The 24,990-nt window shown below is 62.8% G+C and carries 29 protein-coding genes; 13 read left to right on the top strand and 16 right to left on the bottom strand.

The features are described 5' to 3' along the window. Positions 1-31: 31 nt before the first annotated feature. The 4 genes from glcF to NL528_RS09790 are packed head-to-tail and all read right to left on the bottom strand — an operon-like array spanning position 32 to position 5,295. Positions 32-1,348: a glycolate oxidase subunit GlcF gene (gene glcF / locus NL528_RS09805; RefSeq protein ID WP_309182496.1), complete on the bottom strand. Its 1,317-nt coding sequence runs from the start codon at positions 1,346-1,348 to the stop codon at positions 32-34. Beyond that, positions 1,345-2,583 (bottom strand): FAD-binding protein, encoded by a 1,239-nt coding sequence (locus tag NL528_RS09800; protein WP_309182495.1) that lies wholly within the window; start codon positions 2,581-2,583, stop codon positions 1,345-1,347. Before NL528_RS09800 ends, glcF begins: the two co-directional genes overlap by 4 nt. A gap of 8 nt (positions 2,584-2,591) precedes the next feature. Next, positions 2,592-3,770 (bottom strand): acyltransferase family protein, encoded by a 1,179-nt coding sequence (locus NL528_RS09795; protein ID WP_309182494.1) that lies wholly within the window; start codon positions 3,768-3,770, stop codon positions 2,592-2,594. 31 nt (positions 3,771-3,801) lie between these two features. Further along, positions 3,802-5,295 (bottom strand): FAD-linked oxidase C-terminal domain-containing protein, encoded by a 1,494-nt coding sequence (locus NL528_RS09790; RefSeq protein ID WP_309182493.1) that lies wholly within the window; start codon positions 5,293-5,295, stop codon positions 3,802-3,804. A gap of 231 nt (positions 5,296-5,526) precedes the next feature. Here NL528_RS09790 and cycA point away from each other — a divergent pair, with 231 nt between their 5' ends. Next, complete coding sequence (gene cycA, locus NL528_RS09785; RefSeq protein WP_309182492.1) at positions 5,527-5,919, top strand: cytochrome c-550 CycA; 393 nt, start codon at positions 5,527-5,529, stop codon at positions 5,917-5,919. A 15-nt stretch (positions 5,920-5,934) separates the two neighbouring features. Here cycA and NL528_RS09780 read toward each other — a convergent pair whose 3' ends face one another. Then, positions 5,935-6,894, bottom strand: coding sequence for an alpha/beta hydrolase (locus tag NL528_RS09780; protein ID WP_309182491.1), 960 nt, complete (start codon positions 6,892-6,894; stop codon positions 5,935-5,937). A 341-nt stretch (positions 6,895-7,235) separates the two neighbouring features. On the opposite strand from NL528_RS09780, the gene NL528_RS09775 reads away from it, so the two are divergent. Beyond that, positions 7,236-7,412 (top strand): hypothetical protein, encoded by a 177-nt coding sequence (locus NL528_RS09775; RefSeq protein WP_309182490.1) that lies wholly within the window; start codon positions 7,236-7,238, stop codon positions 7,410-7,412. 88 nt (positions 7,413-7,500) lie between these two features. Here the strand turns inward: NL528_RS09775 and NL528_RS09770 are convergent, their stop codons facing one another. The 3 genes from NL528_RS09770 to ykgO form a co-directional block, all read right to left on the bottom strand. After that, a complete protein-coding gene (locus tag NL528_RS09770) occupies positions 7,501-7,767 on the bottom strand; it encodes a hypothetical protein (RefSeq protein WP_309182489.1) in 267 nt (88 codons plus the stop codon). Positions 7,768-7,913: 146 nt separating this feature from the next. Further along, positions 7,914-8,570: a tetratricopeptide repeat protein gene (locus NL528_RS09765; RefSeq protein WP_309182488.1), complete on the bottom strand. Its 657-nt coding sequence runs from the start codon at positions 8,568-8,570 to the stop codon at positions 7,914-7,916. A 96-nt stretch (positions 8,571-8,666) separates the two neighbouring features. Beyond that, positions 8,667-8,792, bottom strand: a complete 126-nt coding sequence (gene ykgO, locus NL528_RS09760; protein WP_002718645.1) for a type B 50S ribosomal protein L36 — start codon at positions 8,790-8,792, stop codon at positions 8,667-8,669. Positions 8,793-9,121: 329 nt separating this feature from the next. Between ykgO and NL528_RS09755 the strand changes: the two genes are divergently transcribed. After that, positions 9,122-10,153, top strand: coding sequence for a fatty acid desaturase (locus NL528_RS09755; RefSeq protein ID WP_309182487.1), 1,032 nt, complete (start codon positions 9,122-9,124; stop codon positions 10,151-10,153). Positions 10,154-10,156: 3 nt separating this feature from the next. On the opposite strand, the gene NL528_RS09750 is transcribed toward NL528_RS09755, so the two are convergent. Beyond that, positions 10,157-10,603, bottom strand: coding sequence for a MaoC family dehydratase (locus tag NL528_RS09750; RefSeq protein WP_309182485.1), 447 nt, complete (start codon positions 10,601-10,603; stop codon positions 10,157-10,159). Positions 10,604-10,614: 11 nt separating this feature from the next. Further along, positions 10,615-11,091, bottom strand: coding sequence for a MaoC family dehydratase N-terminal domain-containing protein (locus NL528_RS09745; RefSeq protein ID WP_309182484.1), 477 nt, complete (start codon positions 11,089-11,091; stop codon positions 10,615-10,617). A 339-nt stretch (positions 11,092-11,430) separates the two neighbouring features. Between NL528_RS09745 and NL528_RS09740 the strand changes: the two genes are divergently transcribed. The 5 genes from NL528_RS09740 (at position 11,431) to NL528_RS09720 (ending at position 16,151) form a co-directional block, all read left to right on the top strand. Continuing rightward, positions 11,431-12,936, top strand: coding sequence for a hypothetical protein (locus NL528_RS09740; RefSeq protein WP_309182483.1), 1,506 nt, complete (start codon positions 11,431-11,433; stop codon positions 12,934-12,936). Positions 12,937-13,103: 167 nt separating this feature from the next. After that, positions 13,104-13,988 (top strand): amidohydrolase family protein, encoded by an 885-nt coding sequence (locus tag NL528_RS09735; protein ID WP_309182482.1) that lies wholly within the window; start codon positions 13,104-13,106, stop codon positions 13,986-13,988. A 44-nt stretch (positions 13,989-14,032) separates the two neighbouring features. Beyond that, positions 14,033-14,866: a dienelactone hydrolase family protein gene (locus tag NL528_RS09730; RefSeq protein WP_309182481.1), complete on the top strand. Its 834-nt coding sequence runs from the start codon at positions 14,033-14,035 to the stop codon at positions 14,864-14,866. Between the two features lie 10 nt (positions 14,867-14,876). Continuing rightward, positions 14,877-15,620 (top strand): haloacid dehalogenase type II, encoded by a 744-nt coding sequence (locus NL528_RS09725; RefSeq protein ID WP_309182480.1) that lies wholly within the window; start codon positions 14,877-14,879, stop codon positions 15,618-15,620. 3 nt (positions 15,621-15,623) lie between these two features. Continuing rightward, on the top strand, positions 15,624-16,151 hold the full coding sequence (locus NL528_RS09720) for a YbaK/EbsC family protein (protein WP_309182479.1): 528 nt from the start codon (positions 15,624-15,626) through the stop codon (positions 16,149-16,151). Here NL528_RS09720 and NL528_RS09715 read toward each other — a convergent pair. From NL528_RS09715 to NL528_RS09705, 3 genes are all read right to left on the bottom strand, one after another. Continuing rightward, positions 16,106-16,450, bottom strand: a complete 345-nt coding sequence (locus NL528_RS09715; protein WP_309182478.1) for a hypothetical protein — start codon at positions 16,448-16,450, stop codon at positions 16,106-16,108. The genes NL528_RS09720 and NL528_RS09715 overlap by 46 nt on opposite strands. Positions 16,451-16,582: 132 nt before the next feature. Continuing rightward, on the bottom strand, positions 16,583-17,572 hold the full coding sequence (locus NL528_RS09710) for a tripartite tricarboxylate transporter substrate binding protein (protein WP_309182477.1): 990 nt from the start codon (positions 17,570-17,572) through the stop codon (positions 16,583-16,585). Between the two features lie 127 nt (positions 17,573-17,699). Continuing rightward, a complete protein-coding gene (locus NL528_RS09705; RefSeq protein ID WP_309182476.1) occupies positions 17,700-18,608 on the bottom strand; it encodes a LysR substrate-binding domain-containing protein in 909 nt (302 codons plus the stop codon). Positions 18,609-18,723: 115 nt separating this feature from the next. On the opposite strand from NL528_RS09705, the gene NL528_RS09700 reads away from it, so the two are divergent. The 5 genes from NL528_RS09700 (at position 18,724) to NL528_RS09680 (ending at position 22,253) form a co-directional block, all read left to right on the top strand. Next, positions 18,724-19,476: an SDR family oxidoreductase gene (locus tag NL528_RS09700; protein ID WP_309182475.1), complete on the top strand. Its 753-nt coding sequence runs from the start codon at positions 18,724-18,726 to the stop codon at positions 19,474-19,476. A 75-nt stretch (positions 19,477-19,551) separates the two neighbouring features. Then, complete coding sequence (locus NL528_RS09695) at positions 19,552-20,250, top strand: pirin family protein (RefSeq protein ID WP_309182474.1); 699 nt, start codon at positions 19,552-19,554, stop codon at positions 20,248-20,250. 84 nt (positions 20,251-20,334) lie between these two features. Next, complete coding sequence (gene wrbA / locus NL528_RS09690) at positions 20,335-20,934, top strand: NAD(P)H:quinone oxidoreductase (RefSeq protein WP_309182473.1); 600 nt, start codon at positions 20,335-20,337, stop codon at positions 20,932-20,934. After that, entirely contained in the window at positions 20,927-21,241 is a 315-nt protein-coding gene (locus tag NL528_RS09685) for a hypothetical protein (RefSeq protein WP_309182472.1), read from the top strand. The genes wrbA and NL528_RS09685 overlap by 8 nt, the downstream gene beginning before the upstream one ends. Positions 21,242-21,305: 64 nt before the next feature. Continuing rightward, the gene (locus tag NL528_RS09680) at positions 21,306-22,253 is read left to right on the top strand and encodes a DUF5996 family protein (RefSeq protein ID WP_309182471.1); all 948 of its coding nucleotides are present in this window, start codon (positions 21,306-21,308) and stop codon (positions 22,251-22,253) included. On the opposite strand, the gene NL528_RS09675 is transcribed toward NL528_RS09680, so the two are convergent. From NL528_RS09675 to NL528_RS09665, 3 genes are all read right to left on the bottom strand, one after another. Beyond that, the gene (locus NL528_RS09675) at positions 22,250-22,444 is read right to left on the bottom strand and encodes a hypothetical protein (protein WP_309182470.1); all 195 of its coding nucleotides are present in this window, start codon (positions 22,442-22,444) and stop codon (positions 22,250-22,252) included. The genes NL528_RS09680 and NL528_RS09675 overlap by 4 nt on opposite strands. 166 nt (positions 22,445-22,610) lie before the next feature. Continuing rightward, positions 22,611-23,795 carry a GNAT family N-acetyltransferase gene (locus NL528_RS09670; protein WP_309182469.1) on the bottom strand — a complete coding sequence of 395 codons (1,185 nt, stop codon included), beginning with the start codon at positions 23,793-23,795 and terminating at the stop codon, positions 22,611-22,613. Positions 23,796-23,811: 16 nt separating this feature from the next. After that, the gene (locus NL528_RS09665) at positions 23,812-24,750 is read right to left on the bottom strand and encodes a hypothetical protein (protein ID WP_309182468.1); all 939 of its coding nucleotides are present in this window, start codon (positions 24,748-24,750) and stop codon (positions 23,812-23,814) included. Between the last annotated feature and the right edge of the window lie 240 nt (positions 24,751-24,990).

The raw sequence follows: 24,990 nt of genomic DNA, 5'->3' as shown, positions 1-24,990 counted from the left end.
CTCCGGGTCCGGATCATGCTCGGCTGATCGATCAATTCAATCCTGGCCGCGAACCTCCTGTCGCCCAATCGAGAAGCTCAATCGTGTGCACCACAGGAACTGACGTGCCGCTGGCAATCTGAATCATGCACCCAATATTGCCCGCAGCGATCATGTCCGGTTTGACTGTCGCAATATTGGCGACCTTGCGGTCGCGCAATCTGCTCGCAATGTCGGGCTGGAGAATGTTGTAGGTCCCCGCCGAACCGCAACACAAATGGCTCTCGGGCACATCTTTCACCACGAATCCATTCTTGGAAAGCAATTCTTTCGGAAGCGCCGTGATTTTCTGTCCGTGCTGCAGCGAACAAGCCGAATGATAGGCGACGGTGAGGTTGCCGTTTTGCGCTGAAGGAAGCAGCTCGATGCCGGCGAGATATTCGGTGATATCCTTTGCCAGAAGGGATATTCGCGCAGCGGGACCAGCGAATTCGCGGTCCTCGCGCAGCATGAAACCGTAGTCCTTGATGACGGTGCCGCAGCCCGATGTCGTCACCAGGATGGCGTCGAGGCCGCCTTGTTCCAGCTCCCTTTGCCACACCGAGATGTTGGCGCGGGCGCGCCCCAGCGCGTCGCCATCGTGCCCGAGGTGATGGGTCAGCGCGCCGCAGCATTGTTCGTCCTTGACCAGCACCACCTCGACGCCGTGCCGCGTCAGGAGATTGATCGCAGCCTGGTTGATGCGCGGCGCCAGCACCTGCTGGGCGCAGCCCTGCAGCAGCGCGACCCGCCCGCGCCGCTCGCCAACCGCCGGAAAGACGCTGCCGCCAGCGGGTCCCGGCGCCGGCAGGCCGTTCGGCGCCAGCGCCAGCATCGCCTTGATCCGGCGTAGCAGGGTCGGCGAGGCCGATCCGGCTTTGGGGATCGGCAGCAGGGCCGCGAAGGGCCGGCCGAGCCGCGCCAGGATCATGCTGGCTCGAAACAGGCCTGGCCGCGGCAGCACCCAGGCCAGCACTTGGCGCAAGAGGCGTTCGGCCAGCGGCCGTGAGAAGTCACGCTCGATCCTGACCCGCGCCTGATCGACCAGATGCATGTAGTTCACGCCCGACGGACAGGTGGTCATGCAAGCAAGGCAGGAGAGGCAGCGGTCGATGTGCTTGACCACTTCCGCCGTCGGCGGCCTGTCCTTTTCCAGCATCTCCTTGATCAGATAGATCCGGCCGCGCGGGCTATCGAGCTCGTCGCCGAGCAGCACATAGGTCGGACAGGTCGCGGTGCAAAAACCGCAATGCACGCAGGCGCGCAGGATCTTGTCGGCTTCGGCGATATCGGGATCGGCCAGTTGCGCGAGTGAGAATTCGGTTTTCATGTCGCGACCGCCCGGATCAACCGGCCCCGATTGAGGATGTTTTTGGGATCGAAGCTCAAGCGAACGCGCTCGCTCAAGGCAGCGAGGCCGCCGGCTTGCGGATGGAACACATCGACATGGCGCCGGACCTGTTCGGACGCCCGTATCAGCGTCGCATGGCCGCCCGCGGCGTCGACGCGCTGACGCACCAGCGCCGCCTGCGCGTCGGCTTTGGGCGGCAGCGCAGCCCAGATCAGCCCGCCGCCCCAGTCATAGATGACGTCGCCGCCGCTGTCCCGCGCCAGCGCCTGACCGAGCGCGCCGCCGGAAGCCGGCGGGCAGACGATCCGCCACACCGGCCACGCCCCCAGCGCCCCGCCGGCGGCGAAGGGCTGTACGTCGCGGATGGAACTCCAGACCGCCGCGGAGGCGCTATCCTGCAGGATTTCCACGCCCCCAAACGGGGCAAGGGACTTGCCGAGCGAAATCGCACGATGCGCGGCGGATGCCGCAATGCCTTCCAACCGCAGCAGCGTGACCGCCTGGCCCGGCGAGCCCAGCCCGGCCAGCGCCTCTGACGCGGGCCGGAACGCCGAATTGGGCAGATGCGCCGCGCCGGAGACGTCGAATGGCGAGCCCAGCGCCGCCGTCATCGCGCGGTTGGCGGTGACGTCGTCGAGCGAGCGCAGCATCAGGGTGCGTTCGCTCTCCGGCTTCGGCATCACCTTCAGCGTCACCTCGGTCATGACCGCGAGCGTGCCCCACGACCCGCAAAGCAATTTGCAGAGATCGTAACCGGTGACGTTCTTCACCACCCGCCCGCCGGTCTTGAAGCTGTCGCCGAAGCCGGACACCGCATGCGCCCCAAGCAGATGGTCGCGCGCACCGCCGGCCTTGATGCGCCGCGGGCCGGCGAGGCCGGCGCCGATCATGCCGCCGATGGTGCCGATGCCGGGCGTGCCCAGCAATGCGGAAGTGTCGACCGGCTCGAACGCGAATTGCTGGTTTTTCGAATCAATCAGCGACTGCACGTCGGCGAGTGGCGCGCCCGCCTGCACCGTAATGATCAGCTCGTTCGGTTCGTAGGCGGTGACCGCGTTCAGCTCGGAAAGATCGAGCAGCGCATTGGTCGCCATCGGCTGGCCGATCAGGCGCTTGGAGCCATGACCGATGATTTCCAGCGGCTGGTCGCTGGCGATCGCCGCGCGCACCACCTGTTCGACGTCGGCGGCGTTACGTACTTTGGAGGTGTCCATCGGAATCTCTAGACGATTGCGCGCAGCGGCGACTTCCGCAACACGAAAGCCGACGCTGCGAAGCTGCCGACAGCTGCAACCGCCGTCAGCAACAGGGCCTTCGCAATCGCATTCAGTGCGACCGCGTGCAGCAGGATGGCGGAACCGATCAGGATCGGTGGATGGATGAGATAGACGCCGAACGCGTTGTCGGAAAGCCACCGCGCGACCGGCCCCTGTCGGTCGAAATGTCTTCGGTAGACAGCAAGCATCAGCAAACCCATTCCCACACAGACAAGCGCTTCCCACAGGCATTTTCCGGCACTGACCGGATTGAAGCCGCCGGCATATTGCGCCGTCTCGCCCTGCAAGCCACCGCCGAACAAGATGAGCGCCGCAAATAGCGGGATTGCAAGGGTCAGTGCGAGCGATGCCCATTGGATGCAAAAACGTTCGGGAAGCTCGGTGATCCAGTGGCCGCGAGAGCCGAACGCGCCGGCCGCGAACATCAGGATATATTGCGGAAAATCACCGGGATGGACATTGAGCACCGATGCCCCCTCGGACATGCCGACACGGACCAGAAACGTCGAGGCCGCCATGATGGCGATGAAGATCGCCACTGCTGCCCCATCCCGGCGATCGCCGGCAGGCTCGATCCGGCTCTCTTTCCATCCGGTCAGGCGGATCAGGCCGTAGATGATCGCAAACACGAGAAGTGCCGCGCAAAACCACATCGGCCCGGTTTCCGACAGCCACTCCCCGTCCTTGAGGTGAAGCAGCCATTGGTGTCCAAAACCCCCGCTGCCCCAGGTCCGGGACAGGAAGTATTGGGTGAGCGGTCCGATCACGAGCAAGTACAATAGCGTCGGCAATCCGAGCCGGACAAGGCGGTCGCGGAGGAACCGCGAGAACCCCTTCCGGTCATAGGCGGCGGCGGAGAAATAGCCGGCAATGAAGAACAGCGCGGCCATGAAAAACGCCTGCAGAAAGCTCTGGTAGACCCCGAAGAAAAGCGCGGTGCCGAGACCCGTCCGCTGACGATCGACGTAATACCAGTTTCCGAACGGACTGTAGGTGTCGCTCGCGTGCATGCTGAGCACCAGAATGATCATCGACCACCTGATGTTGTCGATGAACAGCAAACGGGATGCGCTTCGCGCGTCGGTCACCGCGCCGGCCGTCTCGCCCATCGGGATGTCGGTCATCGTGTGCCACCGGGGATCGTGCCCCGGGCCCTCAAAACCTTGGCAATTCAGGGAACGCCAGCTTGCCGCCGTGCACATGCACGCGGCCGAGCTCGGCGCAGCGGTGCAGGGTCGGAAACACCTTGCCGGGATTGAGCAGGCCCTGCGCGTCGAACGCGCATTTCAGCCGCTGTTGCTGGTTGAGATCGATCTCGCTGAACATTTCCGGCATCAGATCGCGCTTCTCGATCCCGACACCATGCTCCCCGGTCAGCACGCCGCCGAGTTCGACGCAGCAGCGCAGGATATCGGCGCCGAACGCCTCGGCCCGCTCCATCTCGCCGGGCTGGTTGGCATCGTACAGGATCAGCGGATGCAGATTGCCGTCGCCGGCATGGAACACGTTGGCAACGCGCAAATCGTATTTGACCGAGAGGTCGCGGATGCGCGCCAGGGCCTTCGGCAGCGCGCCGCGCGGAATGGTGCCGTCCATGCAGAGATAGTCGGGCGAAATCCGCCCCACCGCCGGAAACGCCGCCTTGCGGCCGGCCCAGAATAAATTGCGTTCAGCTTCCGAGTTGGAGATCTGGCAGGTGGTCGAGCCGCAGCTCTGCGCGATCGCCTCGACGCGCCGGATCAATTCGTCGACCTCCACGCCGGGGCCGTCGAGTTCGATGATCAAGAGCGCCTCGACATCGAGCGGGTAGCCGGCATGGACGAAGGCTTCGGCGGCGTGGATCGCAGGCTTGTCCATCATCTCCATGCCGCCCGGGATGATGCCGGCGCCGATGATTTCGGCGACGCATTGGCCGGCCGCCTCGACTTGCGCGAAGCCGACCATCAGCGCGCGTGCGGTTTCCGGCTTCTGCAGGATCCGCACCGTGATCTCGGTGATGACGCCGAGCAGGCCTTCGGAACCCGTGATGATGCCCATCACGTCGTAGCCGCTGGTTTCCGCGGACTTGCCGCCGATGCGGAGGATCTCGCCGGTGATCAGCACGATTTCGCAGCCCAGCACGTTGTTGGTGGTCATGCCGTATTTCAGGCAGTGCACGCCGCCGGAATTCTCCGCGACATTGCCGCCGATCGAGCACGCAATCTGCGACGACGGGTCGGGCGCATAATAGAATCCGGCATGCGCCACCGCCTGGCTGATGGCGAGGTTGGTGACGCCGGGTTCGGTCACCACCACGCGGTTGTCGAAATCGATCTCGCGGATGCGCTTGAATTTGCCGAGGCCCAGCAGCACGGCGTCGGCCAGCGGCAGCGCGCCGCCGGACAGCGAGGTGCCGGAACCGCGCGGCACTACCTTGATGCCCTGCTCGAAGCAGTATTTCAGGACGCGCGACACCTGTTCGGTGGTGTCCGGCAGCACCACGACCATTGGCGGCTGGCGATAGGCCATCAGACCGTCGGACTCGTAGGGGACCATTTCGGCCGCGCTGTCGATCACGCCCTCGCCCGGCACGATCGCCCGCAAGGCGGCGACGATGGCGTCGCGACGATCCAGAACCGCCTGATCCGAAGCCGGCATCATGATGGCCATGCGTGTTCCCTCCAGGCCCCGCGCTTTATCGAATTGTCACGACAAATCAAGCACGTCTGCCCCGGTTTGGGTAGGCCATCCGGAAGTCGGATTGCCTCCCTCCAGGCGGAGAGTTCTCTCTGGGGCAAGCCTGCCATGCCGAAACCTGTCAAGGTTTCGTGGCTTGTCCAATCGAAGCGGGCCATGCCACAAGCAACCGCACCTCTATCCGGGAAAAATGAAGAGCACCCCATGACAAAATTGAATTTCGGCGCGCTGATTGTCCTCACCTCAATGGCTGCCGCATCGGGCGCGCTGGCGCAGGACGCCGCCGCCGGCAAGACCTCGTTCAACAAATGCCTGGCCTGCCACGCGATCGGCGAAGGCGCCAAGAACAAGGTCGGTCCCGAGCTCAACGGCATCGACGGCCGCAAGTCCGGCACCGCGCCGGATTACAACTATTCGGATGCCAACAAGAATTCCGGCATCACCTGGAACGAGGCCCAGTTCAAGGAATACATCAAGGACCCGAAGGCGAAGATTCCCGGCACGAAGATGGCGTTCGCCGGCATCAAGAACGAGAAGGAGATCAACGATCTCTGGGCGTTCATCTCGCAATACGACAAGGACGGCAAGACGAAGTAGCTCTGCTCTCGTCGCCTATTTGGCCGCCGCCGTGCTCTGCGCCATCCGGCCGATCATCGCCTCGATCTCGGAAACGACCAGATCGGGCACCGCGTTCTGCACCATGTGGCCGACGCCGGGCAGCACGATTAGCCTGGCGTTCGGCGCGGTGGCGGCGAGCGGGCGCGAATGGATGCTGGTCGATACCGTTTTGTCGGCGTCTCCAGCCAGAATCGTGATCGGGGCCTGGATCCCGGCGTAGCGCGGCGCCTGTTCGGCGACCGCCGCCTTCAGCGTCACCAGATCCCGGGCATTGGCGAGAAACTCGCGCGGCCGCAGCAGCAATGGCGTCGCGGTGCCCTCGACAAATCCGTCCGGCATGGTCTGCGGCAGAAACACGCGGCGGGCGCCGGGTTCGGCGACGAAAGTGCCGAGCGGCAGCGTGATCGTGTAGGCGAGCAGCGGGCCGATCACGGGCAGGGTGACGACCTCATTGTAGCGTCCGACCCCGCCCGGCCAGGGATAGGCGACCGGCGCCACCATCACGAGCCCGGCAACGCGCTGCGGATAATCCAGCGCCATGCGCAGGCCGAGCGCGCCGGCCCAGGAATGCACCACGAAGATCGCCCGACCGACGCCGAGTTTCGCCAGTGCCTCCTCGATCATCCGGCCCTGGATTTCAGGGGTCGAGTCCTCGAGACTGGCGCGCGTACTCCAGCCGTGTCCCGGGCGATCGATCAGGATCACGCGATGATTTCTCGCCAGCCTGTCGCCGACCGGCTGCCGCATCACCTCCAGATTCGAGCTCGCGCCATGCAGCATCACGATCGGCGGGCCAATCGCGTCCCGCGGGCCGATATCGACGACGTGGAGCGCGGCACCCGCCACCTCGATCATCCTGCCCTGGACGGGATGGGCGCGCTCCGCGCGCAAGACGCCCGCCTGCGTGACCAGCGCGAGGAACGCCAGCGCTGCCACGACGATCACTGCCACCATTGAACATGTCCGGATGATCTTGTGCACCCATCAGCTACGGCTGCGGGTGGTGCGGGTTTCGAGGCAGCGGGCCGTCTGTTTGCGTCAAGTCAGATTGTGTCAAGTCGGAGTCCGTCAAGTCGGAGCGGACCACGCGCCGAAGAGTTTTCCACAAACCGGCCAACCCTGTGGATAGCGGGGTCATACAGGCGTCATCGGCTCTTTTATACGATCGCGTTAGCACTTTCGCCACGGGACGGCGCGCCTGATCGGGGGCGGTTGATGCCGAACCTGTACCCAAAATCCACAGGAACGCGGGCGGAGGCCAAACATTGTTCCACGGTACCATCGGAGGACTTGCAATGATCACCGACCCCAACGAAAGAGCCATCGACCAGATCGTGGCGGCCTGCAACGGCGACCTCCGCGGCGCGCTGAAGGCGCTGCTGCTGGTCAACGAGCATCTCGAGGCCGAGCTTGCGCAGATCTACGCCGCCGCCCGGGGCGAATTGACCGGCGGCAGCAAGCTTCTGCACTAGTAAGGCTCTGTCCTGGCAAGGCTCTCTCCTAGCAAGGTTCTGCCTGGATTGTGGCTTGTCGCGTGTTCTTCCCGCGGAGCGGTTCGCGCTATGACGCGCCGTCTTTCTCGGCGGCAGGATCATCCTTCGGGCAGACGCCGATGCTCGAGCGTGCGAGTCTGGCTTCCGCGGCGGATCGGTACGGACCGTCTCCGAGCCAGAAATTGCCGCCGCCATACCGATAGATGACCAGATTACGGGTGACGATATCGCATTTGCTGGTCGCGCGATTGCCGACCACCCAATAGAACCCATCCGCAAATAAGGTTGCACCGGTCGCGACGATCATCGCGCCGGCGAGCAGCAATGATTTCATGGCTTCGCTCCGGCACGCTATTCACAGCGAACACAGGCGCGATAGCGAGAAACGTTCCCGCTCACAATCGGTCGTCTTAATTCTTGGTTGACCACGCGCTTCGCGGGTCGATCCATTTGGGCACGATCTGTCACGAAAGCCGTGCGCTAGATATCGCGGCCTTCGACCTTTTCGCTGAGCGTCTTGACCAGCTCCGGCACTTTTTCGAGGTGCGGATTGACCGCCAGCGCCTTGCGGAAGGCATCGAGCGCGCGCTTGTCGTCGCCGATATCCTGCATGATCATGCCGAGCCCGGCCAGCGCCCCGAAATGACGGGGTTCGCGGCTCAGCACCTGCTCGATGTCCTCGAGCGAATGGGTGTAGTCGTTCCTCAGGTAGTAAAGCGTCGCGCGCCGGTTCCAGGCTTCGATATAATCGGGACGCAGTTTGACCACGGCATCCAGCAGTTTTAGCGCGACATCCATCTGCTGGGCGTCCATCGCGGCCTTGGCGCGCACCATCAACAGGGCCGCGGTATCGCTCGGGGTCTGCAGCCACAGCGCCCAGATCCGGGCCTCGACATGCTTGGCGCTGGTCTCATCCGGTGCTGCCTTGAGCGCGCCGAACAGGAAATCCAGACCACGGGTGCGATCGGCGCCGACCTTGGGCAGCTTGCTCGGCGCTTCCGGCAACTTCTTCTGCTGCTGGGGTGGCGGGATGACCCTTGGGTCGTCCTGGGCGGACGCCACGGCGGGCGCGGCAATCATCGCCGCAGCGAAGATCGCAATCCGGCAGCTCCATGCACGCGGGAATCGAAAAGCCATGCCCGAAGTCTAAACGTGGAAAATCGCGCTGCAAAGCAGCACGTCGTCAAAGACCTGTGAAGCGAGACGGTGGCGCGCGATTCCCGAAACGGGAACTCAGCCCTGACGGGCCTTGAAGCGGCGCTGCACCTTGTTGATCACGTAAACCCGGCCCTTGCGGCGGACCAGACGGTTGTTGCGGTGGCGGCCGCGCAGCGATTTCAGCGAGTTACGGACCTTCATGGGACAATCCTGATGCTTTGAAAGGCCGTGTTGGAGGCCGAACCGAGTTGATGCCCGAAAGTGGCAAAATGGGATTAATCCCGCCAGCGGCGATCCGCCCGGGATGAGCGGTTTCTAAGCCATCGCATGGCCGAATGTCAATCAACCACTCGCAAAGCCCCCAATCTGCCTTGTCCGGCCGTTATGAAATTGATTCTCCAGCTTTTTTCGCCGGGAAACAGCGTCAATTAGCTCAGATTTTGCACCCCGGCGCCGGCCCGACCCGTATAAGAGGAATCACGTCGGTCGAGCTGACGACCACGCCTCCCCCGATTGGAACTGACCTCCGTATGACGACCGCTCCCCGGCCGACCGTTAAAGCTGCCGTCCTTACGCCCGAAGATCTCATCACCGCTTCCGCGGCCGACGCCGGAATCCTGTTGCCCGCGGGCGTCAGGCCGTTTCGGCTGAACTGGCCCTATATAATCGGGATCGGCGCCTACCACGCCGTGGCGCTGATGGCCTTCCTGCCCGGCTATTTCAGCTGGAGCGGCCTGATCGTCGCCATCCTGGGCACGCATCTGCGCGGACTGTTCGGCATCAACCTTTGCTATCACCGGCTGCTCACCCATCGCGGCCTCAAATGTCCGAAATGGCTGGAGCACGCGATGGTGGTGATCGCGATGTCCTGCCTGCAGGAAACCCCGGCCCGCTGGGTCGCGATCCACCGCCGGCACCACCAATTCGCCGACGAGCAGCCCGACCCGCACAGCCCGCTTGCGGGTTTCTTCTGGAGCCACATCGGCTGGATTCTGGTCGATCAGCCGGAACTCGCCCGGCTCGGCATTTACGAACGCTATGCCAGGGACATCCTGCGCGATCGCTTTTACGTCGCGCTCGAACGCCACAACTGGCTGGTCTGGATCAATCTCGGACAGATGCCGCTGTTCTTCGGCGCCGGATTCGCAGTGGCCTGGCTATCGGGAGAAGCAACGACCGATGCGGTACGGACCGGACTTGGCATTCTGATGTTCGGCGTCTTCGTCCGCACCGTGCTGGTTTGGCATATTACCTGGGCGATCAATTCGGTGACGCATCTGTGGGGTTACCGGAACTACGAGACCGACGAGGACAGCCGCAACAACCTCGTCGTCGGCCTGATCTCCAACGGCGAGGGCTGGCACAATAACCATCACGCCGACCCGCGCTCGGCCCGCCACGGTCATCGCTGGTGGGAGATCGACAACACCTGGCTCACCATCCGCGTCTTGGCGCGGCTTGGCCTTGCCACCGACGTGGTGGCGCCGAATGCGCATCTTGCCGGGCGCCCCAAGGGCGGCAGGCTGACAACACGCGGATCGACCGGCGTCCCGGCCGAATGAAGGTCAGGCCGCCGTATCCAGCGGGAACTCAACCATCGCCTCGCCGGTCGCGACCTTTTCGCCGCTCTGGTTGCGCACCACGACGTCGATCAGCACCCAGCGCGAATTCTTCGTCACCTGCTTGGACTTGACGATGCCGCTCGGTTGGATGGTGTCGCCGGGCCGCACCGGTTTGACCCATCTCGTCTCCAGGCGGCGGTGGATGGCTCCACGCGGGTAGGCCCAGTCGGTCAGCATGCGCGAGATCAGCCCGAAATTGTTCATGCCGTGCATGATGATGCCGCCGAAATTGGTCTTGCCGAAACTGCCCTTCATGTAGTCGTCGTCGAGATGCAGCGGGTTGTAGTCGAGCGAGGCGTCGCAGAACAGCCGGATGGATTCGCGGGAGACCGCGAATGTCGGCCCGTCGATGGCGTCGCCGGCGTTCAGGTCTTCGAATGTGGTGGTCATGATCTTTTCCCTCACATTGGCCGGATGGTCTGGCCGCGACCGGAACAGATCACCTCGCCATGCCCGTTGAAGAAGACGTTGTCGTGCACCACGAACAGCCGCTCGCGCTTGATGAACTTGTCGAGCGCGCGGGCCTGCAAGGTGATGACGTCGCCCGGCCGCGCCGGGATGTTGTAGCTCCAGGACTGCCCGGCATTGACGGTGCCCGGACTGCGCATCCAGTCATCCGCCGGCGTGCAGGAGAACATCAGCAAGATATGGATCGAGGGCGGCGCGATCAGCCCGCCATAACGCGTGGTCTTGGCGTAAACCTCGTCGAAATAGATCGGATGGGTTTCGCCGACCGATTTGCAGTACAGCTCGATCGCCTCCCGCGTCAGCGTGTAGGGAATGGTCTTGCGCGGCTCGCCGGGAACGATGTCGTCCCAGACTTTTCGAAGATTGGCGTCTTTCCAGAAATCGGTCTCAAAGGCCTCCGCCTGCGCCATCGTGTCTCCTCCCCTGTTTCGACAGAGCGAACAACATTTTCGACTGGCCGACAATAACGTCGGGTTCGGCCCGATGTGGAGCGCCTAAGACTCGACGCGGCAAAGGTTGCCCCGGACGCCGGGCAGCAGGCTTGGTGCGGAGCACGCCCGCGCAAGGAGCCCCACGCGATTAGCAGGACGGCGGTCGGTTTGCAGGTTCTTCCGCACAAGAGCAACCGTGGCAAAAGAAATGCCCGAAGTTAGGGGCAATGTCAGCGAAAGCTGGCGCGTAAAGCGCGCTTTATGGCAGCTTGGAGCACGACCTCCTTCGGTCGTACCTTCGTGGTTCGGGTAGCCATCATGGAAATTGAAGCAATGCATCTCGCGCATTTTACGGTGCAGGACATCGACCATGCGGGATCGCTCACCCTAAACGGGCCCAAGTCGACGATCGAGATTTATTCAGATGATTTCTTTCATCTAACAGAAGAGCAAATGCGTTGTGTGCGCGGCGTCTCGAAAGACGGTGTCAGCATTTCCGCGATTAATTGTGTTGGTCCGGGTGTTCCCGGAACGCAAACGTACCACGGACGAAGAAAGCGCTTTATGTCGCTGGTACCCAATTTCGTAGTGCTGGGGCCCCGCCATCTAGAACCGCAGCAAAGCAACATCGCCTCGGTGTCATTTTCGTTCACAGCCGCGAATGAGCTATTTTACGATTGGGGTACGTTCGGCCAAATCATACGGAAGCACCGCCTTTCGTTCGGACAGTTGCGAGAGATACTGAGGGCGGTAAGCGGAGCCCCCAAGCGCCGCCGACGTGGCGGACATCTTGATTTATTTTATAGGTGGGACCGTGGTCCCATCATCGAGATCGAGACGACGATGGGAACATTGAAAGCCTGGAACGCAACCTCCGAGAGATTTCCATCGCCCTCGGGCATTGAACTACGCAATCGCGTGCGGGTGACATGCGATTTCGCCGTATCGCGAACGCTCGAAGGCACGGTTGACGCGCTATACGAAATAATGCCGTTTTTTGAGCTCGTCTCGCAGTCCCGGCAAAATATCGAAAACATTGCGCTTACGCATGTGGAAGCGCCTGAGCGGGAGTTGCCGCTGGCGCTACATCTAGTGAACCTCGAACACACATCAGTCGAGAACCTTGAGCCGACCGACGCGCTGGTTTCAGGCGGGCTACAACCTGAGGAGTTTGGCCGAACACTGACGGGCTGGATCAATACCATGGCCAGGCGCAGAACCGCGCGCTACCGATTCGTGCAGGGTTTCCGACGAGGCCACAAATATGAGATCGACCGGCTTGTCGGTGCGGCAAACGCATTCGACTTGCTGCCTAGCTCGGATTTCGACAAGAGCGCCAGCCTGCCACCGGAGGTCGAAGCACTCCTGAGCGGGTTTGAACACGAGGTCAAGGCACGGGCCAAGTCGAGCAGCCAGGTGAACAACTATCGTGATCGCATCTTAAATTTACTCGGGCTCAACCGAGGCTTGAACCTACGCAACAAAGTTTTCCAGCGTTACGCAACACTGTCTCCGGTGCTCAAAGGCAAGCTTGCCGGGATGGAAGAGATCATCGGGTGTAGCGTCAGCGCGCGTAACTTTTATGTGCACGGCACGCCAACGAAATTTTCTGCGGTCGATCTTCACGCGCTATCGATATTCTTCACGGATACGCTGGAATTTATCTTCGCAACGACGGAGCTTCAACTTTGCGGCTGGAGCGCGGAACGCTGGGCGAAAGAAAGCTACAGCCATAGCCGCCTCAAATGGTACATCAGCAACTTCCCGGTCAACAAACAGCGCGTGGAAAGCGCACTATCGGTCGCGGCATCGGGCAACGTCTGAGTTTTTGCAGTTGATTAGGCCGAAATGGCCGCGGAGGACAGCAATTCTGTCGCGCATCGAGAAGCATCCAATTGTTTTGGCTCGGCTTTTTCTGCCGCCTTGCGAAATTTATTATATAGTATAATCAATTTGCCAAACCGTAAAATCAAGCCGCTGGGAACCCCGAAATGCCCAAGCTGAAGCTGCCCAATATTGAAGACGTCGTGGCGATCGACATCCACACCCATGCCGAAGAGCCCTGCGGCATGCATGGCGACGACGGCTATGATGATTTTCAGGCGCAGATGGCCGACTACTTCAAGTCGCCCCACAAGCATCCGCCGACGGTGCCGGAAACCGCGGCCTATTACCGCTCCAAGAAGATCGCGGCGGTGATCTTCCCCGTCGATGCCGAGCGCGAGACCGGCTTCCGCCGCTACAATAATTACGAGATGCTGGAAGTAGCTTCCGAAAATCTCGACGTCCTGATCCCCTTCGTCAGTATCGATCCGCACAAGGGCAAATTGGGCGTGCGCGAGGCGCGGAAGCTGATCGAGGAGTACGGCGTCCGCGGCTTCAAATTCCATCCGACCATGCAGGGCTTCTATCCGAACGACCGCCTGGCCTATCCGCTCTATGAAGCCATCAACGACGCCGGCGCGATCGCGCTGTTCCACACCGGCCAGACCGGCGTCGGCTCAGGCATGCCCGGCGGCATGGGGATGCGCCTGAAATATTCCAACCCGATGTACATGGACGACGTCGCGGCGGATTTCCCGGATCTGAGGATCATCCTCGCCCACCCGTCATTCCCCTGGCAGGAAGAGGCGCTGTCGGTCGCGACCCACAAGCCGAACGTCTATATCGACCTCTCCGGCTGGTCGCCGAAATATTTCCCGCCGATCCTCGTGCGTTACATCAACTCGATCCTGCAGGACAAGATGCTGTTCGGCTCGGACTGGCCGGTGATCACGCCGGACCGCTGGCTGGCGGATTTTGCCAAGCTCGACATCCGCGACGAGATCCGGCCGAAGGTATTGAAGGCCAACGCGCGGCGGATTTTGGGTATATAAGCGACGCTGCATCACCGGCCGGCTGTTGAGCGGGATCGTGACCTGTGACGAACTTCGCAAAAGCCGCTGCCTTGGTCGCCGCATTCCTGACCGGAAATGCGGCCGGCGGCGTTGCGGCTGAATCCTCCCCGATCGTCGTCGAAATCGAGAACCCGCTTGCCAGCCCACATCCGCTCCAGGGTTATTTGAGGCAGGCCGGCACTGCAGGCCCCTCGCCAGCCGTCGTGCTGCTGCATAGTTGCAACGGAAATTGGGCGCGGCTCGACGAACGCTGGGGGAAGCGGATCGCGTCCTGGGGCTATGTGACGCTTACCGTGGACAGTTTCGGTCCGCGCGGCATCAAGAACTGCGACGACAGCCCTCCGCTCGATCTGGCCACGGACGCCTACCGCGCCCTGAACTTTCTGGTGCGCGCGCCATTTGTCGATCCGGATCGCATTGCCGTGCTGGGTTTTGCGCAAGGCGGTCGGGTGGCCCTGATGTCGGTCGAACATGGCGCCATCGAACAGACGTCGCCGAACAAATTCCGGGCTGCCGTCGCTTTTTATCCGCCCTGCGGCCCGTTTAGGGGCGATGTGACCGTTCCCACCCTGATCCTGATCGGTGAGCGCGATGACCTGAACCCCGCGGCAGCCTGCCGCGACATGGTCGATGGCCGCGACGATATGGGAATATCACGACGGCCGGCCAAGGGCGTTCCGATCAGGCTTATCGTCTATCCCGGCGCCTATCACGCCTTCGACGCGCCCAACCTCAAGACCTCGACAAACCTCGCGGGACACCACCACGAGTTCAACCAATCGGCGACCGATCAATCGATCGCGGCGCTCCACGAATTTCTCGACGCCACGATCGGTCCGAAAATGGCAGAAAAGTGAGGTTTGCGAGGTGAGCATCAAAGCCGTCGTGTTCGATGCCTATGGCACGCTTTACGACATCCAGTCGGTCGCCGCCGTCACCGAACAAGAATTTCCGGGCTACGGCGACATCATCACCCAGATCTGGCGCATCAAGCAGCTCGAATATACCTGGCTGCGTTCGCTGATGCGGCGTTATGAGGATTTCGCGGTCGTGACGCGGGAGTCGCTCGCCTACACTTTGCGATGCCTCGGGCTGAAATACGACGCTGACGCGTTCGAACGCATCATGGACAAATATCTGCATCTGGATCTTTATCCCGACGCGCTGGCTTCGCTCACGGCGATGAAGCCCAACAAGCTCGCCATTCTCTCCAACGGCAGCCCCGGCATGCTCAACGCGCTGGTGAAGAACAGCGGGCTTGAGAGCGTGCTCGATGCGACCATCAGCGTTGACGCGAAGAGAATCTTCAAGCCTAGTCCGGACGCTTACACGCTGATCGAATCCACCCTCGATATCCCGCCCTCGGACGTGCTGTTCATATCCTCCAACCCCTGGGATGCCTGCGGCGCCAAGGCCTTTGGCCTGAACGTCGCATGGATCGAGCGGGTGACGCCGGAAGCCATGGCGCTGGCTTGCATCGAGAGCGAGACCGTCGCCCCGCTCACGATGTTCAAGGCGATCCGCACCCAGATGGACGAGCTCGGGCTCGATCCCGATTACCGCATCCGCGCGCTGTCCGAATTGCCCGGTCTGATTGCCCTGAGGTCCTGAAGCATGAGTCTTGAGTCCGTCCGCGCCTTCTTCGCCGAGAAGGCGCCCGAAATCTCCGTGATCGAATCGGCCGTGAGTTCCGCCACCGTGGTGCTGGCGGCCGAGGCCTATGGCGTCGAGCCGGCCAGGATCGCAAAAACGCTGAGCCTGCGGATCGGCGAACGCGTCGTGCTGATTGTCGCCGCCGGCACGTCGCGGATGGACAACAAGAAGGTGAAGGCGCTGTTCGGGGGCAAGCCAAAGATGCTCGGCCTCGACGAGGTCGCCGAGATCACCGGCCACGAAGTCGGCGGCGTCTGTCCGTTCGGACTGAAGACGCCGTTGCCGGTCTATTGCGATGAGTCGCTGAGGGCGTTCGATGTCGTGGTGCCGGCTGCGGGATCGACCCACAGCGCAGTAAAAATCACGCCGGCGCGGATGGCGGAGCTGACATCGGCCGAATGGGTCGACGTCTGCGAGCACAGACCCGAACGCGAAGCGCCGGCCTACTCGTCATCGTCAGAAGGCGAAGGTTGCACCGGCTGCGGCTGAGCGGCGCGCGCGCGTGGCTGTTGTTGGGGCACACGTGGCGGTGTCGGCTGCTGCGCGCTGGCGTTCGATTCGAACACCGCGCGGCAATTATTCGATAGCTGCGGCGTATTCTGCCGCAAACAGCTCACGATGCGGTTGACGTCCGGGATCTGATCGCCGCAGAGACGCCAGACGTCGGGGGTGCAGGCCATCTGCTGTTCCCAGGTTCCGCGATACTCTTCCGAAAACGCCGGATTTTGAGCGGCCATTCCACCGCCGATTGATACCAGGAGGCTCAGGACGATCCGCTGCATCTTCATGCCGGGGTTCCCTTCTTCGAATCCAGTTGACGCGCAAGTTCCACGCGGTGGCGGTGGAGTGGTCTCAACCCTGTCAATCGAATGAGGCCGGGCAAGGTTCGCGGCGCACAAATAAATGTGAAGCCATGTCCCCTACTCCACCTTGCCGATCTTTTTCACCGCTGCGATCAGCCGCGCCGAGTCCTCGGCGACGAATTTTGAAAACTCCGGCGCGTCAAGGTAAGCGACCGGGCTGCCCGCGGTCTCAAAGGTCTTGATCACTTCCGGCGCCTTCACGGCCTGCGCCATCGCTTCGCGCAGCCGCGTCATGATCGGCGCCGGCAAGGCGCTTTGCGCGAACAGCCCGGCCCAGATGTAGAACTCGACATCCCTGTAGCCGAGTTCCCTGAACGTCGGCAGATCGGGAAAACTCTGGACCCGCTCGGCGCCCCAGTTCGCCAGCACGCGCATCTTGCCGTCATCGACCTGTTGCTTCAGCGTACCCGGCGCCGAGGCCAGCGCCTGCACCGTGCCGCTGAGCAACGCGGTCAGCGCGGGCCCGGCGCCGCGAAACGGCACGTGCAGCAATTTGATGCCGGCGCTGGCCGCGAACATTTCCATCGCGACATGCAGCGTGCCGTACGGACCGGACGAGCCGTAGGGAATTTGTCCCGGACGCTTTTTGGCGTCGTCGACCAGATCCTGCAGGGTCTTCCACGGCGCCGAGGCCGGCACCGCAAGCAGCGTCGGATCGGCCAGCACGCGCGCGACCGGTGCGAATTGCGAGACTTCGTAGGCGACCGGACGGTCGAACAGCCGGTCGGCTTCGGGCAGCACCGCCAGCGACGACAGCGTCATCAAGAGCGTGTAGCCGTCGGCATCGGCGCGCGCGGCCTGCGCATTGCCGATCGATCCGCCGGCACCGCCGGCGCGGTTGTCGACGATGCAGGGCTTGCCGAGGATGCGCTCCAGCGCCAGCGCCACCGGCCGCGCCGCGAGATCGGCCTGGCCGCCGGCCGGAAACGGCACGATCATGGTGATGTTGCGCGAGGGATAGGGAGTTTGCGCGAAAGCGCCATACGAGAGCGCGGTGTGCGCCAGCGGCAACGCCGCGGCAACTTTCAAGAGTTCGCGGCGGTTCATCGGCAGTTTCTCCCCAGGGATTTTGTTTTGGTTTGTGAAAAGAGAGCCTAGCCGAAACCGCAGCCATTGCGATAGCCGCGCGTCTCTTACCCTCCCCTGGAGGGGCCAAACAAACGGCGCGACGCGCTTACCTCTTCCTCCCCTTCGCAAAATGCTTCGCCAGAAAATCCGCCAGCACCTCGACGCGCGCGGGGCGCGGGCCGCCGGGAGGCGTCACCAGATGCACGGCGCCTTCGGGCTGCTTCCAGCCTTTCAGGATCACCTCGACCTCGCCTGAAGCGATCGCCTCGCCGACGATGAAGTCCGGCAGGTCGGCGATGCCGAGCCCGGCGAGCACCGCCGGCAACAGCGCTTCGCCGTTGTTGACACGCAATTGGCCAGCCGGCCGCACGCTGGCTTGTTCGCCAGCCGCGTTGGTGTAGTGCCAGACGCCGGCCGTCGAGAGATAGGCGTAGCCAAAGCATTTGTGCTGCGCGAGATGCATCGGATGCGTCGGCCGGCCATGGCGTTTCAGGTAAGACGGCGCCGCTACCGTGTAGCGCGGCGTCGCGCAGAGCCGCCGCGCGATCAGGGAAGAATCCGGCAGCCGCGCGATGCGCAGGCCCGCATCAAAGCCTTCGCCGATCAGATCGACCGTCGCGTCGCTCAAATGCAGATCGATCGAGACCTCGGGATAGGCGGCTAAAAACTCCGGCAACAGCGGCGCCACCGCCTTGACCCCGAAGGTCATCGGCACCGCGAGCCGCACCAGCCCGCGCGGCGCCATCGATTGCGACAACGCCTCGTTCTCCGCCGCCTCGCCATCGGCCAGCAAGCGCGTCGCGCGCTCCGACAGTTTTTGCCCGGCATCGGTCAGCGCGAGCCGCCGCGAGGTGCGGTTGAACAGCCGCGCGCCGAGCCGCTCCTCCAGCCGGCTGACCGCTTTCGAGACCGTGGCCTTGGACAGCGCAAGCTCGGCTGCGGCCGCCGCAAACGACCGTAATTCCACGACTTTTGCGAAAATCGCGAGGCCTTCAAAGTCAGGGAGTTTTGCCATCTGGGGCGGCCTTAGGTTCTATTTTGGAAACAATGAGTTTCAATAGTTTCTATTTCTATACCACAGCGGGAGGCATATCCAAGCGCTATCGGAATTCAAGTTACGGAGAAATCTCATGACCAGGAAGCTTTCAGGCAAGGTTGCCCTCGTCACCGGCGGCTCGCGCGGCATCGGCGCGGCGAGCGCCCGGGCGCTGGCCAATGAAGGCGCCAATGTCGCCATCAGCTATGTCGCCTCCCCCGACAAGGCCGAAGCGGTGGTTGCGGAATTGCAGGCCAGCGGCGTCAAGGCCCGCGCCTACAAGGCCGACCAGGCTTCGTCCGCTGAAGTCGATCAACTGGTGAAGGACGTCGCAAAGGATTTCGGACGGCTCGATATCCTCGTCAACAATGCCGGCGTTGCCGTCGGCGGACCGATCGACGATGCCAATACCGACACCGCGGCGCTGGCGCGCCAGGACGCGATCAACGTCCACGGCGTCATTACCGCGATCCGCTCGGCCTCGAAGCTGATGGGCGAAGGCGGACGCATCGTGACCATCGGTTCGGGCATCGCAACCCGCGCTTCGTTCCCCGGTCTTGCCGACTACGCCGCCACCAAGGCCGCGGTCGTCGGCTACACCAAGGGCGCATCGCGCGACCTCGGACCGCGCGGCATCACCGTCAACGTGCTGCAGCCGGGCTCGATCAACACCGACATGAACCCGGACGACGATCGCGAGTTCGCCGACGCCCAACGCAAGCAACACGCGCTGCAACGCTTCGGCACCGCGGAAGAGATCGCCGCCGGCGTCGTGTTCCTCACCAGCCCCGAAGCCTCGTTCGTGACCGGCACGGTGCTCAATGTCGATGGCGGCTTCGGCGCCTGATCCGAACGACCGTCAAGGCCGGGCGCGGTACGCCCGCCACCCCCTGTCATCATCCAAAACGATAAGGAATATCCCATGATCGAACTCAGACCTTTTGCAAAACTCGGCGGTGCCGATCACGGCTGGCTGAAGGCGAAGCATCACTTCTCGTTCGGCAGCCATTATGACCCCAGCAACGTGGGCCACGGCAGCTTGCGCGTCTGGAACGACGACGAGATCGCGCCGAACTCAGGCTTTCCCGCCCATCCCCACGCCAACATGGAAATCATCACCTATGTCCGCGAAGGCGCGATCACGCATCAGGACTCCCTTGGCAACAAGGGCCGCACAGAAGCTGGCGACGTCCAGGTGATGAGCGCCGGCAGCGGCATTCGTCATTCCGAATACAATCTGGAGCCGGCAAAGACCAAGATCTTCCAGATCTGGATCGAGCCGACGACGCAAGGCGGCCACCCGACCTGGGGCGCCAAACCGTTCCCGAAGTCGGATCGCTCCGGCAAGCTCGTCACCATCGCCAGCGGTATCGACGGCGACAAGGATGCGCTGCCGATCCGGGCCGATGCGCGGGTGCTCGCCACCACGCTGAAGGCCGGCGAGAGCGCGGAATATGCGCCGGGGAAAACCCGCAACCTCTATCTGGTCCCGGCGGCGGGCAGCGTCGAGGTCAACGGCGTCCGCGTCAACGCCCGCGACGGTGCTGCGATCCGCGGTGAAGCCAAGCTCAGGATCACCGCGCTGGAGGATTCCGAACTGGTGCTGGTCGACGCGGCGTAGGCACCCCCACCCCTCATGCGCGGGCAATAGCCCGCGCATGTCATCTCGCAAGAACAACCACTACAAACTTAACGGAGAACCATCATGGCCAAAGTACTCGTCCTCTATTATTCCGCCTACGGTCACATCGAGACGATGGCGAACGCCGTCGCCGAAGGCGCCCGCAAAGCCGGCGCCACCGTCGACGTCAAGCGCGTGCCCGAACTGGTGCCGCCGGATGTCGCGAAAGCGTCGTATTACAAGGTCGATCAGGCGGCGCCGGTCGCCAAGGTCGAGGATCTCGCCAATTACGACGCCATCATCGTCGGCACCGGCACGCGGTTCGGCCGGATGAGTTCGCAGATGGCCAATTTCCTCGATCAAGCCGGCGGCCTCTGGATGAAAGGCGCGCTGCACGGCAAGGTCGGCGGCGCCTTCACCGCGAGCGCCACCCAGCATGGCGGCCAGGAGACCACGCTTTTCTCGATCATCACCAACCTGTTGCACTTTGGCATGACGATCGTCGGCCTGAACTACGGGTTTGCCGGCCAGATGAAGCTCGACGAAGTCACCGGCGGCGCCCCCTATGGCGCGACCACGATCACCGGCGGCGACGGCAGCCGCCAGCCGAGCGAAAACGAGCTCGCCGGCGCGCGCTATCAAGGACGGGTGATCGCGGAGACCGCGAATAAACTGCATGGCTGATGCGATAGAGGCGGCATTCTCATTTGGGAATGCCGCCCCCATTTATCCGGAGCGCGATCAGCAAAAGTGGTGCCCGGTTTTGCGTCCGATCGCGCTCTCTTTAAGTAAGCGCATGATCTTGTCGCCAAACCGCGGACACTTTGGCGGATCATGCGCTGGACGATGGGTTATCGCTATGGTCGAAATTCTTTTCATGGCTCAGCTGGTGCGCAATCCGCTGCAGGCGATTGCACGGCGCTGGTGGTGCCGCAGCCTGTTCCGCGCCACGCGCGGCGCGCGCCGCTGCCCGGAATGCACCAAATCGTGAAGCTCGCGTGAGGAATTCGTGATAGGCGATATGCCTTCACGTTGACCGCGCACAGGATTCAGGCATGAGCAACATATCGCAAGCCCCGTGGCCGGAATTGCCGACCGCGGCGTGGCGTGACACCTATGCGACGGTTCAGCTGTGGACCCAGATCGTCGGCAAGATCCGGCTGACGCGGTCACCCTGGCTCAATCATTCCTGGCATGTCGCCCTCTACGTCACCCCGCGCGGGCTGACGACGTCACCGATTCCGGACGGCGCGCGAGCGTTCCAGATCGACTTCGATTTCATCGATCACGCCTTGCGCATCTCGGCCAGCGACGGCGCGGAGCGGCAGTTCGCGCTGGCGGGGCAGTCGGTCGCGAGCTTTTATGCTGCGGTGATGGCGACCCTCAAGGAGCTCGGCATCGCCGTCACCATCGACGAAATGCCGAATGAATTGCCGGATCCGGTCCGGTTCTCGCAAGACAGCGCCCATGCGTCCTACGACCCGGATGCGGTGCGGCGCTTTCTGCAAATCCTCGTGAATTGCGACCGCGTCTTCAAGCAGTTCCGCACCGGCTTCCTCGGCAAGGCAAGCCCGGTGCATTTCTTCTGGGGCAGTTTCGATCTAGCGGTAACGCGCTTTTCCGGGCGGCGCGCGCCGCGTCATCCCGGCGGCGTGCCCAACCTGCCCGACGCGGTGGCACACGAAGCCTATTCGCATGAGGTCAGCAGCGCCGGCTTCTGGCCGGGCGGCGGCGCGATCGACTATCCCGCGTTCTATTCCTATGCCTATCCCGAACCCGCAGGCTTTCGCACGACGAAGGTGAAGCCGGACGCGGCGTTCTTCAGCGAAGCGCTGGGCGAATTCATCCTGCCCTATGATGCCGTGCGTACCGCCGTCGATCCCGACAAGGCGCTGCTCGATTTCCTGCAAGGCACTTATGAAGCGGCGGCGATCTCGGCGAAATGGGATCGCGATGCGCTGGAATGCGCGCCGGGCCAGCCCGGCGTAGTGCGGCAGGTTTAGTGCTGCAGCTCCGGCTTGGTCACCGTCTGCCTGATTTCCATGCCGCAGTCGGAGCATTCATAGGTGAAGTCGATCTTCGCCATGCTCCAATGCGGTTCGACGTCCTTGACGTACATCGGAAGACCGACGCAGATCGGACAAATAATGAAGGCTGGCTCGGCGTCTTCGTGATGGTGAATATAGGCTGGCATGTCGGTTCTCCCCACGGAAGCACTCACCTATCGCCCTTGACCCGGACAGCAGCTTACGCCTCCGCGGTTGCCACAATCATGAACTCTTGCGAACACAGGAAGAACGACCGCACAATCCTGCTGAGTGTGGCAGATCTGCACGACCGTGACTCTTTTGCAACGGACGTCAGTTCTCTTCGCGCGACGCCGGTTTGCCAAGCGCGCGTTTCAAAAAGGCGGTGAGCCGCGGATATCTGCGCAGTTCGCGCGCGGTGCGATAGCGCAACGCATGAGGCAATCCGCGCCAGCTCAAGGCCGCGCTGACATCGACCAGCGGCAACCGCGTGACGCCGAAGCGGCGCTTGTACGCATAATTGCCGGTCGAGAAGTCGAATTCCCGAACGCCGTCCTGGTGCAGCGCTGCCATCGTCCGCTCGATGATCAGCCGGCCCGGCGAACAATTCGACCATTTGTCGCCGGCATTGCTGATGCGGACCATGACGTAACGCGAACCGCTGCGGATGCCGAGCAGCGTCGCCACGACTTCGTCGCCGACCGTGAGCGCCGATACCAGGGCGTAACCGCTGCCGACGCCGTCGCGGACCAGATTGCGGTAGAACGCGGCACAGGCTTCGTCGTTGAGGATGAAGTTGAGGCCGAGGCTTTGCATCCGCGTGCCCTGCTGGACTTCGGTCGTCGAGAGAATTCGCAACGCCTCATGATGATCGGTGACGAAGCTGAAGCCTGCGGCCGGGTCGCGCGTGAACACGCGCCAGCTCCGCTCCAGCTCCTTGCGCACGGTTTTCTCCAGCGTGTAGCGCCAGCCGTCGTAGTCGTCGCCGGTGGTGACGACATTGCCGTTGGCCGCACACGGACCAGCGTCCGCGAGCAGCGCCAGCGGATTGGGCCGGCCGCCGAGATCGGCCGGGACCTTGCGGAGACGGATCAGATCGGCGCCGGGCATTTTACGTAAGGCCGCCCGTAAATCCCGCCACAGCGCGCGTGCGGCGTGGGCGTCGCGCGGTGCCGCATTGCCCAGGATCGGGGCGTTGTAATCGGTGAGATCGAGATCGGCGAATTCGATGATCCGCATGCCCTTGTGCCGGCGGCGGATCAGCGGCAGCAACGCCGCCTGCTCGCCGCTCGCGGCATCGGTGACGACGGCAATCAACGGCTCGACACCATCGGCACCGGCAAAGGCGCCATACCACGCCTCGTACCATTGCGGATGCTGGAACGGCGTCGACGGGTTGATGTCGTTCCAGCGCGCCGTGGCTTGTTTCCAGTCACGGACCAGTTCGACGCGGAAGCTACCCGCGCGGGTCTTCGGCCGCGCGTCCAGCTCTACCAAATGTTCCGCCAGCACCGTCATCGTCGGGACAATCCGCTCACGCCGCCTTCGGCAGGTCGACGATCTTGCCGGGCTGGGCGGCATCGAGGCGGAAGTCGATCGGGCGGCGTACGCTGCGCTCGCGCTTGACCCATTTGCCGTCGCGCAACAGCTTCTGCATCACCGCCTTGGCGAAGAACGACGGACCGCGCAGATTGCGCGTCTTCGGCGTGTAGCCGAAGCGATGGCGCAGCATGCCGTTGGCGAGGTTGACGATCTCGTTCCGCCGGATCTCCTCGTTGGTGTAGGAGATGGTCATCGAGACGCTGAAGGTGTCGAGGTTCTCGACCCGATGCGGCGCGTTCATCTGCCAGCCCAGCATCTGGCCGGGACCGATGTCGAGCACCTTGGCATGATCGTCGTACCATTCCTTGTAGGGCAGATCGACTTCGACATTGAACAGCGCAATGTCTTCGAGATGTTGCGGTGTGATGAACGGCGCGGTGTTGGGATAGACATAGACGCGCTTGCGGCCGGCGATCTGCACCAGGCTCTGTCCCGGCAGGTCGGCATGGTAATAGACTTGCGCGTCGGGTGACGAGATCAAGATGCTTTCCTGATGGCCCTTCGGCATCTGGAAGCCAGGCACCTTGGCGACGATTTCCTCGAACATCTTGTCGACCAGCTTGCGGTAGCGGCTGTCGACCGCGCCGACATCGCGCATGTTGAGCCAGAGCCCGCCGCGGGAAATCGCATCGATGACTTCGCGCCCCGAGAGATTGCCGATATCACCCTCGCGCCACAACTTGCTGGAGCCGCGGGCGCCGGTCTGCACCAGGCTATAATGTTCGCGCGGATAGCCTTTGATCAACTTGGCGAGATCGTCCATCGAGAACGCCGGCGACTTGTGCATTTCGTGCTCGAGCCGGATCGGCTGATGGCTCCACAATTCGGAATGCGTCTGGTCCCATTTGTTGAAGATCTTGCTGGTCGTCATTGTCGCGCTCCTGTTGACTTCCTGTTCCATTGCCGCGGTGACCGCGATTCCGGTTGTCCCGAAATCCTGGGGTCGCCGCCGAACCTTTGGCCGCCCGATGTCCCGTAATGAGACGGCCGGGCAATCCCTGCGATCAGATTGGCAAGAACGGTGCCGCCGAGGGCTTGCGGCCGCTTACCGGAAGCTAATGTCTGCGCTGTATGGCTAACGGAGATGTTTTTGGGAAACTTCGCAGCGCTA

The organism is Bradyrhizobium sp. Ash2021 (assembly GCF_031202265.1).
Classification (GTDB): Bacteria; Pseudomonadota; Alphaproteobacteria; order Rhizobiales; family Xanthobacteraceae; genus Bradyrhizobium.
The sequence above is the reverse complement of the archived record's forward strand: the minus strand, read 5'-3'. Positions and strand labels throughout refer to the sequence as shown.